The organism is Brevundimonas sp., assembly GCF_035998205.1.
Taxonomy (GTDB): Bacteria; Pseudomonadota; Alphaproteobacteria; order Caulobacterales; family Caulobacteraceae; genus Brevundimonas.
In genome coordinates, this window is record NZ_DASYHT010000005.1 from 268164 (window position 1) to 282752 (window position 14589).

Genomic DNA, 14589 nt, shown 5'->3' on the forward strand with positions numbered 1-14589 from the left:
CAGTTGTGGGCGTCGCTCGTGCGAAAGTCATTGGACGTCCCCTTCCTCAGTCAGGTTGGACTTGCGGGCATCTCGCAGAATCTCGACGCCGCCCTTCACGGCGATCACGGCGACCAGAACGCCGACGACCAGATCAGGCCACGCCTGGTCCAGCCACATGACCAGGGCGCCCGCGACCAAGATGCCGCCGTTGGCGGCGAAGTCGTTCAAGCTAAAGGTTTCGGCGGCCTTCATGTTCACATCCTGGCTGCGCTGACGGCGAATGAGTTCCAGGCAGATGAGGTTGATGACGGCGGCCACCAAAGCGAGGCTCATCATTGTCCAACCGATGGGCTCAGTGCCAAACCACCAGCGCCGACCCGCGTCGATCAGAACCCCGGCGGCGAAGACGAGCAGCATGACGCCGGAGAAACGGGCGGCCCCCTGCTTCCAAACCAAAGCGCGGCCGATGGCGACGAAGCTGATGAGGTAGACGGCGGCATCCGACGCATTGTCCAAAGCATTGGCGATCAAGGCGCTGGAATCGGCGGTCACGCCGCCGATTCCGAGCACCACGAACAGCAGGGCGTTCAGGGCGAAGACGATCAGAAGCGTGCGCTTCTGGATTTTCTGAGACCCGTGCGATCCGCTCATGCCTGTTCCTCCCGGACACGCGGTCGCATGACCCGTGCAGCGAAAGTGGGCACCACCAGCAGGGTCAGGACCGTAGCGGTCATCAGACCGCCGATGACCACGGTGGCGAGCGGCTTCTGCACCTCCGCGCCGGCCCCGTGCGCCAGCGCCATGGGGATGAAGCCGACGATGGCGACCAGGGCCGTGGTCAGCACCGCACGCAGGCGGCTCGCGGCTCCCTGGATCGCAGCCTCGTAAGGCGGCAGACCCGAATCCAGCCGTTCTCGGATCGCCTGCATAAGCACCAGACCATTGAGGGTGGCGACCCCCGACACGGCGATAAAGCCGACGGCCGCCGAGACCGAGAAAGGCATCCCCCTCAGGAATAGAGAGAGCGCGCCGCCGACCAGGGCGAGAGGAACACAGGCGAACACCAGTCCGGCCTCCTTGAAGGAGCCGAGGGCCATGAACAACAACGCCCCGATCATCAGGAAAACCAAGGGAACCACCAGCCCAAGGCGCTGCTCGGCCCGTTGCAGGTTCTCGAACTGACCCCCCCAATCGAGTCTGACGCCGGTCGGCAAGGCGATGGTTTCGACCTGCCGCTGGGCGTCGGCGACGAAGCCGCCCAGGTCGCGCCCCCGCACGTTGGCCTGCACCACCACGCGACGACTGCCGTCGTTGCGGCTGATCTGGTTCGGTCCTTCGGAGACTTGAATGCTGGCTACCGAAGAGAGGGGCACGGTGACGCCTGTCGACGAGACGATGGGGAGAGCCGCCAGTGTGGCCGGGTCGTCTCGCATCGCCTGGGGAAGGCGGACCACCACATCGAAGCGGCGGTCTCCTTCGAACACCTGACCGGCCTCGGCGCCGCCGATAGCGGCCGAGACCGCTTCGGACACGTCCGCAGCGGCCAGGCCGTAATTGGCGGCAGCGAAGCGGTCGACGCTGACTGTAAGCGTCGGCAGGCCCGTGGTCTGCTCCACCCGAACGTCAGCGGAGCCTTCGGTCTGGCGTAAGGCGTTCGCCACCTGGTCGGCGACTTGGTTCAACTGCGCGAAGTCCTCGCCATACACCATGACCGCCAGGTCCGTGCGGACGCCCGAGATCAGTTCGTTGAAACGCAACTCGATCGGCTGACTGAACTCGAAGGCGTTGCCGATCTGGAGAGAGGCGATCTCCTCAATGCGTTCGATCAAGGCCTCCTTGGTCAGGTTCGGGTCAGGCCAAGCGCTCCGGTCCTTCAGGATGATCACGGCGTCGGAGATGTTCGGCGGCATCGGATCGACCGCTGCCTCGGCGGTCCCGGTGCGCGAGAACATGGTCTCGACTTCCGGCTGGGCGGTGATCGCCCGTTCCAGCGCCATCTGCATGGCCAAGGACTGCTCCAGAGAAGCAGAAGGCACGCGCAACGCCTGCATGGCGATGTCGCCTTCGTCGAGCGTCGGCACGAACTCGCGCCCAAGGGTGGAGAAGGCCAGCAGACCTACCAACAGGGCCGCAACCGCTGAGACCATCACCGTGCGAGGTCGAGCCACCGCGCGGCGGATAATCGGCTCCACGCGCTGCCTCACCCAGCGGATGATGCGGGTCTCATGCTCCAGGGCCTGACCCCCGGCGTCCAGATGAATGGTTTTGGGTTCGCGCACCAAAAGCGCCGCCATGGCGGGCACGAAGGTGAAGGAGAAGATGAAGGCCCCAGCGAGTGCCAGCATGACCGTGGCGGCCATGGGGATGAAGGTCTTGCCTTCGACGCCCTCCAGTAGCAGCAGCGGTGTGAACACCAAAAGGATGATGAGTTGCCCGAAGGCGGCGGGACGAACCATTTTCCTCGCCGCCGCAGCGGCGACTTGTAGCCGCTCGATACGCGACAGCGCCCGTCCCAATTCCACCCGCTTCTGGGACAGCATCAGAAGGGTGCTCTCGATGACGATGACCGCGCCATCGACCAGCAGGCCGAAGTCGAGCGCGCCCAGGCTCATCAGATTGCCGCTGATGCCGAACCGGTTCATGCCGATGACCGCGAACAGGAAGCTGATGGGGATCATCAGGGCCGTGATCGCCGCCGCACGGATGTTGCCGAGCAGCAGGAACAGCACCGCGATCACCAGCAGGGCGCCTTCGGTGAGGTTGGTTGCCACCGTCTTGATGGTGGCGTTCACCAGGGCGCTGCGGTCCAGCACCGTCACCGCCTCGATCCCCGGCGGCAGGGTCGGCCTGATCTGCTCCAGCCGTTCGCCGGCCGCCTGCGCCACCGTGCGGCTGTTGCCACCGGCGATCATCAGGGCCGTGCCCAACACCGCCTCATGACCGTCGCGGGTGGCGCCGCCCATGCGCGGGGCTTGGCCGATTTCCACCGTGGCCACGTCTGCGACGCGCACCACCAGACCGCCGCGATTGACCACGGGCGCCTGGGCCAGGTCCTCGATGGTCGAGGCCAGGGCGTCGGTGCGAACCGTCAACGCCTCTCCCGAACGCTGAACATACCCCGCGCCGGCCTGGGTGTTGGCTCGGTCGAGCGCCTGGATCAGATCACCCAGACTCAATCCATAGGCCGACAGTCGCGACGGGTCGGGACGGACGGCGTATTCCTTCACATAGCCGCCCACCGTATCCACGCCCGCAAGCCCCAACGCAGTGCGCATCTGGGGCGCGATAATCCAGTCCTGGACGGTGCGCAGATAGGTGGCCCGCGCTTCCGGGGTGGTCAGCAGTTCGCCTTCGGGCGTCAGATAGGCGCCGCCTGCCTGCCAGCCCGGCTGACCCTGTCGGGAGAGGTTGTCACTGTTGAACGGCACATAATCGACCGTCCACATCAGCACTTCGCCGAGACCCGTGGTGATCGGGGCCATTGCGGGCTCTACGCCTTCGGGCATGGTTTCGCGCGCGGCAGCCAGCCGTTCGGCCACCTGCTGGCGGGCGAAGTAGATGTCGGTGCGGTCGGTGAAGATGACCGTCACCTGGCTGAAGCCGTTGCGGCTCAAAGACCGGGTCGAGGTCAGGCCGGGGATGCCGGCCATGGCGGTCTCGATCGGATAGGTCACCTGCCGTTCGATCTGCTCTGGCGCGAGCGCCGGAGCGACCGTGGTGACCTGCACCTGCCGGTTGGTGATGTCCGGCACGGCGTCGATGGGCAGTTGCGTCAGGTTATAGAGACCGACAGCGGCGACCAGGGCGGTGACGAGGACGACGGTCCAGCGGAAGCGGACGGACGCCTCGATGATGAGTTTGAACATGGTCCCGGATTCCCTCAGTGCCCGTGCTCGGCTTCGCCCTTGGCCAGTTCGGCCTTGAGCAGGAAGGCTCCGGTTCCGGCGACGCGCTCGCCGCCATTCAGACCGCGCAGGATTTCGGTGCGCCCGCCCGCCTGCCGCCCGACAAGGACGGGCGTGGCCTGGAAGCCCCCCGTGACCTGGACGAAGACCACGGTGGCGCCTTCGACCGTCTGGATGGCTTCCGTCGGCACGGTGAGGCCGCCTGGCATCTCGCCGGTGACGATGGCGCCGGAGACAGCGGAACCCGCCGGAGGCAGGCCGCCGCCTGAGGGCCGAGCACGGATAACGGTGGCTCCGCTCTCGCCGCCGGCTCCGGCGGCCACGCCCGTGACCACGGCGTCGAACTCGCCTGACGGGCCGACGACCCGCAGTGACGCGCCCACGCGGACGCTGGCGGCCAGGGTCGGAGGCGCGTTGAACACCAGTTCCACTCGCGCAGGGTTGGTGACCTCGGCGACCACGCCGCCCTGAGGCACGAAGCCGCCCGGGCCGACCTGGACCGAAGTGACCACACCGGAGATCGGGCTCGTGACGCTGAGCCGACCCGAAGCGCTGGGCGCCCCGGCGGCGGCGGCCCGAGCGCGCGCGGCGCCAGCGGCCGCCTGTGCGCTCAGAGCCTCCGCGTGCGACACCTCGGCCTCGCGCCGGGCTACCACGCCCAGGTCGGCCAATTCCTCATCGCGGCCGTGGGCCTGTTCCGCCGCGATGTAGGCGGCCTGCGCCGCGTCGGCTTCGGCCCTTAGGGTGGCGGCGTCGCCGCTGACCAGGCTGACCAGCGGCTGGCCGGCGCGAACGGACTGGCCCGGCGCCACCAGGACCCGCTCGACCCGGCCGCCGACGACGGCGGCCACCGTCGCGCGGGAATCGACCATGGGCTCGACCCGTCCGGACAACCGGGTTTCGCCACCGCCGCCACCCCCTATGGCCACTATTTGAATGCCTGCGGCTTCGATCTGCTGGGCGGTCAGGGCCACAAAGCCTTCACGCTCGACGCCCTCGGCCTCATCGCCGTGGTCATCGTGACCGTCGGCCTCCTGTCCCGGCTGGCTCTGCGTCTCCCGAGGTGGAGAAGGATTCAGGGCGAGGAAGACGCCCGCGCTGCCGATCAGCACGACAGCGGCGGCTCCCGCGATCAACACGGACTTGTTCACTGTGGGCTTGCGCATCATTGGGCTCCTTGGAAGGGCAGGCGGCCCTCTAGACGTGCGAGGTCGATCTCGGCGCGAACACGCGCCAGGCGCGCGTCGATGGCGGTGGATCGGGCGCTGATGAGGGCGGTTCGAGTCGCCCGGAGCTCCAGTTGGGAAATCCGACCTGCGTCGAAGCCAAGACGGGCCAATCGGTAGGCTTCTTCAGCGGCGGATACGCCGGCATCAGCGGCCCGGACGCGACTTGCCGACGACGCAAGGCGCGCCTCGGCGGCGGCACGGTCCGCCTGCGCATCCTGGCGCGCGCTGACCAAGCGCGCATCGGCTGCCCGGACCTCAGCCTGCGCCGCATCGACGTTTCCTCGGTTCCGATCGAAGAAGGGCAGCGGCATGCTTATGCCGAAGGTCAGCGCGGTGGCGTCCTCAACTTCGTAGCGGCGGAAGCCGACGCTCACACTGACGTCGGGACGCGTTCTGGCGCGCTCAACGCCGACACGACGCTCTGCCGCCTGCCGCTCAGCCTCGGCTACGCGCACGGTCGGCGCGACATCCCCAGATGGGATTGAACGCGGTTCCAGGTCCAGCAGGCTGATGGTGATCTCGGTGACCGGCGCCGCCAGCATCGCCACGGCGGTCAGTCGAGCGAATGCGGCGTCTCGTTCGGCGATCGCTTCATCATATGTCGCGCGCGCGGCGGCCACTTCGGCTTCGCCCTGTATGCCACGGAACAAGGGCTCACGCCCCGCCTCCACGAGCGTCAGCGCCGCGCGGGCGTCCGCGAGTGCGAGGTCGAGCCCTTCTTCCGCCAGTTCGGCACGGCGTTGCGCCGCTTCCGCTTCGGCGTAGGCGAGCGCCAGGCGCCCGGCGGCGTCGATCACGGCAAGGTCGCGCTGGAGCACGGCTGTGCCGGCTTCCGCGCGGGCGACATCGACTCGGGCTTGACGGCGCCCCCAGAGTTCAAGGTCTTGCGTGACGGCAAAGGTGCTCTCGGCGTTGCTGAACCCTGAAAAGGGTCCCGAACCGAAGGCGTTCTCGACATCCAGAGAGACCGTGGGATTGGGGCGCACACCTGCTTGGCGGACACGCGCATCGGCTGCCTCGACCAGCGCGCCGGCCTCCACGGCCGCCGGGGATTGGTCAAGTCGGGCGAGCAGTTCGAAGTAGGAAGGAGCGGGGTCAGCCCAGGCAGGGCTGGAAAAGGCCGCCAGCAAGGCGGCGCAACTGGCCGTCAAAGACGGCCGCCGGCGATGGGAAGCAGGCATGAGTCATCATCCAAGGGTCTGAACAAGCAAGTGCGCCCGCGACGGCGCGATCTCGCAGTCAGCCCCTTGGAGGGCGCTTCAAACCTTCGGAAGCGTAGGAGACCAGGCTGTCATCGACCAGGGGCGCTCTCGCCCCTGTCACAACTATGGTGACAGGCTCGGGATTGGAATCGATGCGCCCGAAGCCGCCGTGGTGACAATGGCCGTGCGAGCAAAGCCCATGACTGCCGCCACGCTCGCCCGCGTCATCGTCGCCGTTTTCATCCTGGGTCGCATGATCGTCCGCCATATGGGCCGCAGCGACGGGGGCCTCGATAGCGCAGACGGCAGCGTCGACCGACGGGGCCACGAACACCGCGATCAACAGGGCGATCACGGCGTAAAGCGGCAGCCAGGACGATCTTTTCGCGGCCATGGCGGTCAAATAGTCTCGTCCCGCCCCTCACGCAATGTGTTATAAGTTACGGTTCACTAAAGCCGTAAATACTGTCGGGCGATCACGAACGACTTGTGACAGTCCTCACCATGAGGCGATCCGTATCAACATTGCGCACGCGCCATGCGGAACATGCCCCACCAAGCGACCGGGGCGAGCAGCACGACCGAGGCCATGCCGGGAAAATAGCCGAGGCGACCGTCAACCACGAACGGGAAGACGAAATGGGCCAACTCCGTGACGCCCATGGCTGCGAAGAAGGTCCACGCGAGATAGGCGCCAAAGGCCGAGCCGCGCTTCAGTAGCGGCAACACCAGGAGCCAGGCCCCGACCGAGGCCAGGACGAGAAGGATGACCGGCCAGGACAAGATCGGCGGGGTGGGCGCCCCTGTCAGATTGCTCAGGGCCGCGAAGAACCCGCTGAACCGCTCCTCGACTCGGTGGACGAGGAAGAGCGCGAGCGTGATCCAATAAGGTGTGCGCACCTCAGCCAAGGCCGGCGGGCCTGGAAATAGCCACCAGAGGAGTAGGCCTCCGAGGAAGCCGGAGGAGAAGATCAGGGAGGTCCAGGCGCCGAAGGCGACATAGCCGAGCCACAGGATCAAGGCGCTGAAACCAGTGGCTATCGCCAATGTTCCCGCACCGCCCAGGGCTTCCAGTCTGGCATGTATGCGCATTATTCAATGCTCAAAAGAACTGTCGCCTCGCGCGTCCGTGCCGACCCGCACGAATTTCTGAAGTGCGACGACCGCGCAGAGTTTTTCCTCGTTGGACGCGAACGACTAGGCGCCCGAAATGCGCTTCTTGCCCTTAACGGCCTCCTTGATCTCCTCGTCTGACGGGCGTGGAAACTGCGCCAGGATTTCAGGATCAGTGACGAAGTCATCTGCTCCGCTCGCTCGGCCGTCTATCAGTTCTCCGAACTCGTCGTTCAGTTCGAAAAACCGCTCAGTCAGCAGGTCCCGCTTGGGCGTAGCGCGGGGGCGGGGTGTGCGCTGCTTCCGGCTTGCTGCTTTCGGCACATCGTTGCTCCCTAGGCTTGGGAAGGAAGTGGCCATAGCTGTTCCTCTGTCAACACTCTCAATCATCAAGTTTGCACCCGACCGCTGTTGAGGACTGCTGCGGGCTACAGCCCGCGCCGGATGATCCTGGACACGACCTCGTTCAGCTTGGGTCCCTCACCGACACATTGGCCATCACGGTAGACCACATAGGTGATATGAGGATCGACGCCGCCGCCCCTCGTCGGAGCGGAACCGCTCCAAGGAGCGCGAATGGTGCGGGTCGTTTCGCGCACCACCCGGTAGGAATGTCGACCTCGCGTGAATCGGATCACCTCCTTTGCCAGTCGGCGCTGGCGCATTCCGCGCGGGCTCAATGGATGGTCTCCAAGGCCAACCGGCGGAGCAGAGTTTGCATGGCGGCTTCGCGGGTGGGCGCCACGGCGACGGCGCGGCCATCGACTTCAGCGATGAAGGTCAGCTTTCCATGACGGATGTCGTGGCGAATGAAGAGCGCCCGTTCCGGCAGGCGGCTGATGATGTCGGTGCGGTGGCGCATGGCCTACCCTCCTGTCCAAAAGAACAAGAGGGGTGCCGAGGTAGCGCCCGCTACTCAATGGCCGTAAACGTCCGCTTCTCAAAAGGGACCACTACCGCGCCGGCCCCGCCTCGCGGGCCCGGGCGCGCAGGGCGGTGGAGCTCTGCGGGTGCAGCGGGCCGCCCAGCCAGGTCCAGGCCGGGGTCGGGGCGCCGGGCAGGCGGCGCGCGGCCGCGTCCGGCAGGCGGAAGCCGGCGAAACGGGCCGCCGCCGGCGCGGTGCGGCTCTCCAGCAAAGCCCCCGGCCGGGCCACCACGGCGATGGGCATGAGCCGGAAGATGTCGGTCCAGCCGCGCCAGCGGTGAAAGCCGGCCAGATTGTCCGAGCCCATCAGCCAGACGAACTCGACCCCCGGGTGGCGCGCGGTCAGGGCCCTCAGGGTGTCGATGGTCCAGCGCGTGCCGATGCGCGTCTCGAGGTCCGAGACGATCATCGACGGCCCGCGGGCGAGGCTCCGGGCGCTGGCCATGCGCGCCGCCAGCGGCGCGGTCTCGTCGGCGCGCTTCAGCGGGTTCTGCGGCGACACCAGCCACACCACCCGGTCCAGATCGAGCCGCCGCAGGGCGGTCTCGGCCACATGGCGATGGCCCTCGTGGGCCGGATTGAACGAGCCGCCGAACAGGCCGACGCGCATCCCCGGAGCCAGCGGCAGGCCGGTCAGGCCGCCGCGGCGGGGCCCCGTCAGGCGGGGCGCGGGGCCGGCGTGGAACAGGGGCAAGCGGGCTCTCCGGACCGGCCGCGGACTTATGCTCAGCCCGGCCCTAACACGCGGGGGTCAGGGCGCCCAGCCGCCGGGGGTGGTCTCGATCGGGCCGAGGTCGTCGTCGTCCGAAGGGGGCGCCTCGCCGCGGCGCTTCAGCACCTCGGCCCAGGCGGCGCGCAGCACGGCGGTGACGCCCTCGCCGGACACGCCGGAGACGAGGAAGGGGGCGCGGCCGGCCACGGCCTCCAGCTCGGCGGCCTTTTCGGCGCGCAGCTCGGGGGTCAGGGCGTCGACCTTGTTGAGGGCCAGGATCTCCGGCTTGTCGCCGAGGCCCTGGCCGTAGGCCTCCAGCTCGCCGCGGATGATGCGCCAGGCCTCGACCACATCGTCCTGGGTGGCGTCGATGAGGTGGATCAGGCAGCCGGTGCGCTCGACGTGGCCGAGGAAGCGGGTGCCGAGCCCGGCGCCCTCGTGCGCCCCCTCGATCAGGCCGGGGATGTCGGCGATGACGAAGCGCTCGGTGGCGCTCAGATCGACCACGCCCAGGTTGGGGGTCAGGGTGGTGAAGGGATAGTCCGCCACCTTCGGCCGCGCGGCGGAGACGGCGGCGAGGAAGGTCGACTTGCCGGCGTTGGGCAGGCCGGCCAGGCCGACGTCGGCGATCAGCTTGAGGCGCAGCCAGATCCAGCGCTCCTCGCCCTCCTGGCCGGGGTTGGCGTGGGTCGGGGCGCGGTTGACCGGGCCCTTGAAGCGGGTGTTGCCCCAGCCGCCGTTGCCGCCGGCCAGCAGCCGCACGCGCTTGCCGGCGTGGTCCATGTCGACCAGCACCGTCTCCTTGTCCTCGTCGAGCACCTGGGTGCCGACCGGCACCTTGAGCACCACGTCGTCGCCCTTGGCTCCGTGCATCTGCCGGCCCTGGCCGTGGTGGCCGGTCTGGGCCCGGAAGTGCTGCTGGTAGCGGTAGTCGATCAGGGTGTTGAGCCCCTCGACCGCCTCGATCCAGACGTCGCCGCCGCGACCGCCGTCGCCGCCGTCGGGCCCGCCCTCGGGAATGAACTTCTCGCGCCGGAACGAGACGGAGCCGCCGCCGCCGTTGCCGGAGCGGATGTAGATCTTGGCCTGGTCGAGAAACTTCATCGCGCGCTTATACGCCGGGCGGGCGTCAGGGACAGGGGGGTGGCGCCGTCAGAAGCCCTCCCCCTCGATGGGGGAGGGTTTGGGTGGGGGTGGGTCCGCCCCGGTCCCGGAAGAGCGGATGAGGCGGGACCGCCTCCCGCGCCAGCCTGTCGTGCGTCGGGTTCCCACCCCCATCCCCGACCCTTCCCCCATCGAGGGGGAAGGGAGATGAGACGTCGGGGCGCCCCGCCCTCACTCCACCGTGACGGACTTGGCGAGGTTGCGGGGCTGGTCGACGTCGGTGCCCTTCTGGACGGCGGTGTAATAGGCCAGCAGCTGCATCGGCACGGCGTAGACCAGCGGCGCCACCAGCGGGTCGCAGTCGGGGGCGGCGACGCGGGTCATCTCGGCGCCGTGCGGGGTCTCGGCGGCCTCGGGGGCGATCATGATGACCGGCCCGCCGCGGGCGGCGACCTCCTGCAGGTTGGAGGCGGTCTTCTCGAACACCTCGTCGAGCGGGGCCAGGGCGACCACCGGGGTGGCCTCGTCGATCAGGGCGATCGGCCCGTGCTTGAGCTCGCCGGCGGCATAGCCCTCGGCGTGGATGTAGCTGATCTCCTTCAGCTTCAGCGCGCCCTCGAGGGCCAGGGGGAACATCGCCCCGCGGCCGAGGAACAGCACGTCGCGGGCCTTCGACAGCTCCTGGGCCACCGCCTGGATGGCCTGGCCCAGGGTCAGGGCCTCGGCGATCAGGCGCGGGGCCTCGAACAGGGCCTTGACCAGCCGCGCCTCCTCGGCCGCGTCGATGCGGCCGCGCTGCACTCCGGCGGTGACCGCCAGCGCCAGCAGGGCGGCGACCTGGGCGGTGAAGGCCTTGGTCGAGGCGACGCCGATCTCCGGGCCCGCGTGGGTCGGCCACAGGTGGTCGGCCTCGCGCGCCATGGAGGAGGAGTGGACATTGACCAGGGCGGCGGTGCGGAAGCCCCGGGCCTTGCACCACTTGAGGCTGGCGAGGGTGTCGGCGGTCTCGCCCGACTGGCTGACGGCCACGGCCAGGGTCCCGTCCATCAGGGCCGGATGGCGGTAGCGGAACTCCGAGGCGATCTCGACGTCGCACGGCAGGCCGGCCAGCCGCTCGAAGGCGTAGCGGCCGATCATGCCGGCGTAGAAGGCGGTGCCGCAGGCGACGATCTGCAGCCGCGAGACGGCGGCGAAGTCCAGCCCCTCGGGCGGGCGCACCTTCGCGTTCACCAGATCGAGGTAGGCCGACAGGGTGTGCTGCACGCTGTCCGGCTGCTCGTGGATCTCCTTCTCCATGAAGTGGCGGTGCTCGCCCTTCTCGACCAGGGCGGTGGAGGCGGAGACCTGCACCACCGACCGGTTGGCGCGGGCGCCGGAGGCATCGAAGACCGTGGCCCCGGTGCGGTCGAGGCGGACGTAGTCGCCGTCCTCGAGGTAGGTGATCTTCTGGGTGAAGGGGCCGACGGCGAGGGCGTCCGAGCCGAGATACATCTCGCCGTCGCCCCAGCCGACCACCAGCGGGCTGCCGTGGCGGGCGCCGAGGATGACGCCGTCCTCGCCCTCGATCAGCACGGCCAGGGCGTAGGCCCCGCGCAACCGGTCCAGCACCGCCTTGAAGGCGTCCAGCGGGTCGCGGCCGGCCTGAAGCCCCTGGTCGATCAGATGGGCCACCACCTCGGTGTCGGTCTGGCTCTCGAACACATGGCCGGCGGCCTTCAGCTCGGCCTTCAGCTCGGCGAAGTTCTCGATGATGCCGTTGTGCACCAGGGTGACGCGGCCGGCCTGGTGCGGGTGGGCGTTCTCGGTGTTGGGCGCGCCGTGGGTGGCCCAGCGGGTGTGGCCGATGCCGACGGTCGGGACGCCGGCGACGCCGGTCAGGGGGTCGGCGGCCAGCACCGCCTCCAGCCCGGTGATCTTGCCCTTGGCGCGACGGCGCTCGGTGCGGCCGTCGACCACCGCGGCGACCCCGGCGGAGTCATAGCCGCGGTACTCCAGCCGCTTGAGGCTGTCGATCAGGCGGGGAACCGCCGGGCCCTGGCCGGTGATGCCGATGATCCCGCACATGATGGAAAGCTCCCGCTTTTGCGCGCGCCCGCGTTCGGGGCTAAGCCGAGCGGGCGCTGTAGGGGATGTTTTCACCCGCAGCAGCTAAAAAGGCGTTTCGCCGCGTTTCAGGGCGATCGTCCCTATACGGAGGAATGACGGGCATGGCGGGCAAGGGCGACGCCGCACGACGCTATTTCGGCACCGACGGCATCCGCGGCCGGGCCAATACGAAGCCGATGACGGCGGAGGTCGCCCTGCGCGTCGGGCTGGCGGCCGGGCGCTTCTTCATGTCGGCCGACGACCGCCGCCATCTGGTGGTGATCGGCAAGGACACCCGGCTGTCGGGCTACATGATCGAGCCGGCGCTGGTGGCGGGCTTCGCCTCGGTGGGCATGGACGTGCGCACCTTCGGCCCGATCCCGACGCCGGGCGTGGCCATGATGACCCGCTCGATGCGCGCCGACCTCGGGGTGATGATCTCCGCCTCGCACAACGACTTCGCCGACAACGGCATCAAGCTGTTCGGCCCGGACGGCTACAAGCTGTCGGACGAGATCGAGCTCAAGATCGAGGCGCTGATGGACCAGGACCTGTCCGAGGGGCTGGCGGCGCCGGACCGGCTGGGCCGGGTCAAGCGCATCGACGACGCCCAGGCCCGCTACGTCGAGATCGCCAAGAAGGCCTTCCCCAAGCGGCTGAGCCTGAAGGGGCTGCGCATCGCCGTCGATTGCGCCAACGGCGCCGCCTACAAGGTGGCCCCGACGACCCTGTACGAGCTGGGGGCCGAGGTCTTCTCCGTCGGCGTCGCCCCCAACGGCATGAACATCAACCAGGCCTGCGGCTCGACCCATCCGCAGACCCTGATCGAGGCGGTGAAGACCTATCGCGCCGATATCGGCATCGCCCTGGACGGCGACGCCGACCGGCTGATCGTGGTCGACGAGACCGGCCAGATCGTCGACGGCGACCAGATCATGGCCCTGATCGCCCTGGACTGGGCGGCGCACGGCCTGCTGGCGGGCGGCGGGGTGGTGGCCACGGTCATGTCCAACCTCGGGCTGGAGCGGCGGCTGGCGGCCGAGGGGCTGAGCCTCGAACGGACGAAGGTCGGCGACCGCTATGTCATGGAGCGGATGCGCGAGGGCGGCTTCAACCTCGGCGGCGAGCAGTCCGGCCACCTGATCCTGCACGACCACGCCACCACCGGCGACGGGCTGATGGCGGCGCTGCAGGTGCTGGCGGTGCTGGTCGATTCCGGCAAGCCGATGAGCGAGCTGGCGCGCCAGTTCGAGCCCGTGCCGCAGCGGCTGGAGAACGTCCGCTACAGCGCCGGCAAGCCGCTGGAGAGCGACCGGGTCAAGGCCGCCATCGCCGCCGGCGAGGCGGCCCTGAACGGCTCGGGCCGGGTGCTGGTGCGGCCTTCGGGGACGGAAAAGCTGATCCGCGTCATGGCCGAGGGCGACGACGCCGGGCTGGTCCGGCAGGTGGTGTCGGACATCGCCGAGGCGGTCAGGACGGCGGGTTAGTACGTCGGCCTTGGGCCGTGCGCTCCGCTATCTCGGACGTCGCCACACAAATGGGAATGTTGCCTGGCTCCGTACAGGCTTGTCCGCAATCGTCCGGGGCGTCAGACGCAGATCCCGGCTGAGGACGAGCGCTGCGTCGCCGAAACCGTAGCCCGGTGGAGACTCCCGCGTCACCTCGCAGTCTGTCAGCAGACCGGTGATCTCGATGACGCAAAGCAGGACCGCCTCGCCGCCGATGTTGGCGTCACGCGCCGCTGCCGGAAAGACCTCATTCAGCCGCTGCTGGTTGGGCCGAACGCGCCAGTCAGCGTTCACGACCCACTCGGGCCGTCCCTCAGGGTTCGGGATCGGGACATCACAGTCTCGCATGACCGCCGCAAGTGGCCCCGGATCCACTGGCAGATCCAGCTCGAAACGCACTCTTGGCGGCGACCCGTCATCGAGGACAAACTGCATCGTCCTGCGCCGAACAAGTTCCCGGGCCGTCGTCTCGGGCAGCAGGTCAAAAATGGCCGATCGGTCCACGGTCGCCGTCCAGCGCCGGGTCGTCAGCTCATCTCCGTCAAAGCCGAGGCTGGCCGAGATACGCGCCCCCTCCAGCTGGGCCGGCAATCCCGCCACGAGGTCGAAGCGGCCCTCGCGACATCGCGCGATCAGAGTCGCCCCTGCGCCCCAGTCCGCGGTCACTGCGGAGCCGCCGGGGAAGGGGGCAGCCCGCCATTCCACCGCGTCCTGCGCACGAGCCGACAGCCCTCCCGAAGCTGCCAGCATGGCCAGGGACAGGAGCCAGAATCTTTGCATGGCGCTTTTTCCGCAGGGCCGAACCGTTCGTCACAATGATCTCA

13 protein-coding genes are annotated in these 14589 nt (G+C 68.6%); 1 reads left to right on the top strand and 12 read right to left on the bottom strand.

Translation table 11 applies throughout. From position 1 onward, the window contains the following. Positions 1-27: 27 nt before the first annotated feature. From VGN74_RS08590 to glmS, 11 genes are all read right to left on the bottom strand, one after another. Complete coding sequence (locus VGN74_RS08590; RefSeq protein WP_327447144.1) at positions 28-633, bottom strand: cation transporter; 606 nt, start codon at positions 631-633, stop codon at positions 28-30. Next, a complete protein-coding gene (locus tag VGN74_RS08595) occupies positions 630-3848 on the bottom strand; it encodes a CusA/CzcA family heavy metal efflux RND transporter (RefSeq protein ID WP_327447146.1) in 3219 nt (1072 codons plus the stop codon). Before VGN74_RS08595 ends, VGN74_RS08590 begins: the two co-directional genes overlap by 4 nt. Positions 3849-3862: 14 nt before the next feature. Further along, positions 3863-5053, bottom strand: a complete 1191-nt coding sequence (locus tag VGN74_RS08600) for an efflux RND transporter periplasmic adaptor subunit (protein WP_327447148.1) — start codon at positions 5051-5053, stop codon at positions 3863-3865. Further along, the gene (locus tag VGN74_RS08605) at positions 5053-6297 is read right to left on the bottom strand and encodes a TolC family protein (RefSeq protein ID WP_327447150.1); all 1245 of its coding nucleotides are present in this window, start codon (positions 6295-6297) and stop codon (positions 5053-5055) included. Before VGN74_RS08605 ends, VGN74_RS08600 begins: the two co-directional genes overlap by 1 nt. Positions 6298-6355: 58 nt before the next feature. Continuing rightward, positions 6356-6721, bottom strand: coding sequence for a hypothetical protein (locus tag VGN74_RS08610; protein ID WP_414643534.1), 366 nt, complete (start codon positions 6719-6721; stop codon positions 6356-6358). A 116-nt stretch (positions 6722-6837) separates the two neighbouring features. After that, positions 6838-7338: an HXXEE domain-containing protein gene (locus VGN74_RS08615; protein WP_327447152.1), complete on the bottom strand. Its 501-nt coding sequence runs from the start codon at positions 7336-7338 to the stop codon at positions 6838-6840. Between the two features lie 177 nt (positions 7339-7515). Then, complete coding sequence (locus tag VGN74_RS08620) at positions 7516-7791, bottom strand: hypothetical protein (protein WP_327447154.1); 276 nt, start codon at positions 7789-7791, stop codon at positions 7516-7518. Positions 7792-8107: 316 nt separating this feature from the next. Further along, positions 8108-8293: a hypothetical protein gene (locus VGN74_RS08625; protein WP_327447157.1), complete on the bottom strand. Its 186-nt coding sequence runs from the start codon at positions 8291-8293 to the stop codon at positions 8108-8110. A gap of 91 nt (positions 8294-8384) precedes the next feature. Continuing rightward, positions 8385-9050 (bottom strand): nicotinate-nucleotide adenylyltransferase, encoded by a 666-nt coding sequence (locus VGN74_RS08630; RefSeq protein ID WP_327447159.1) that lies wholly within the window; start codon positions 9048-9050, stop codon positions 8385-8387. A 57-nt stretch (positions 9051-9107) separates the two neighbouring features. Then, positions 9108-10172 (bottom strand): GTPase ObgE, encoded by a 1065-nt coding sequence (obgE, locus tag VGN74_RS08635; protein WP_327447161.1) that lies wholly within the window; start codon positions 10170-10172, stop codon positions 9108-9110. A gap of 231 nt (positions 10173-10403) precedes the next feature. Continuing rightward, positions 10404-12236, bottom strand: coding sequence for a glutamine--fructose-6-phosphate transaminase (isomerizing) (gene glmS / locus VGN74_RS08640; protein ID WP_327447163.1), 1833 nt, complete (start codon positions 12234-12236; stop codon positions 10404-10406). A 143-nt stretch (positions 12237-12379) separates the two neighbouring features. Between glmS and glmM the strand changes: the two genes are divergently transcribed. Beyond that, the gene (gene glmM, locus VGN74_RS08645; RefSeq protein ID WP_327447709.1) at positions 12380-13744 is read left to right on the top strand and encodes a phosphoglucosamine mutase; all 1365 of its coding nucleotides are present in this window, start codon (positions 12380-12382) and stop codon (positions 13742-13744) included. Positions 13745-13771: 27 nt separating this feature from the next. Here glmM and VGN74_RS08650 read toward each other — a convergent pair whose 3' ends face one another. Beyond that, positions 13772-14545: an energy transducer TonB gene (locus VGN74_RS08650; protein WP_327447165.1), complete on the bottom strand. Its 774-nt coding sequence runs from the start codon at positions 14543-14545 to the stop codon at positions 13772-13774. Between the last annotated feature and the right edge of the window lie 44 nt (positions 14546-14589).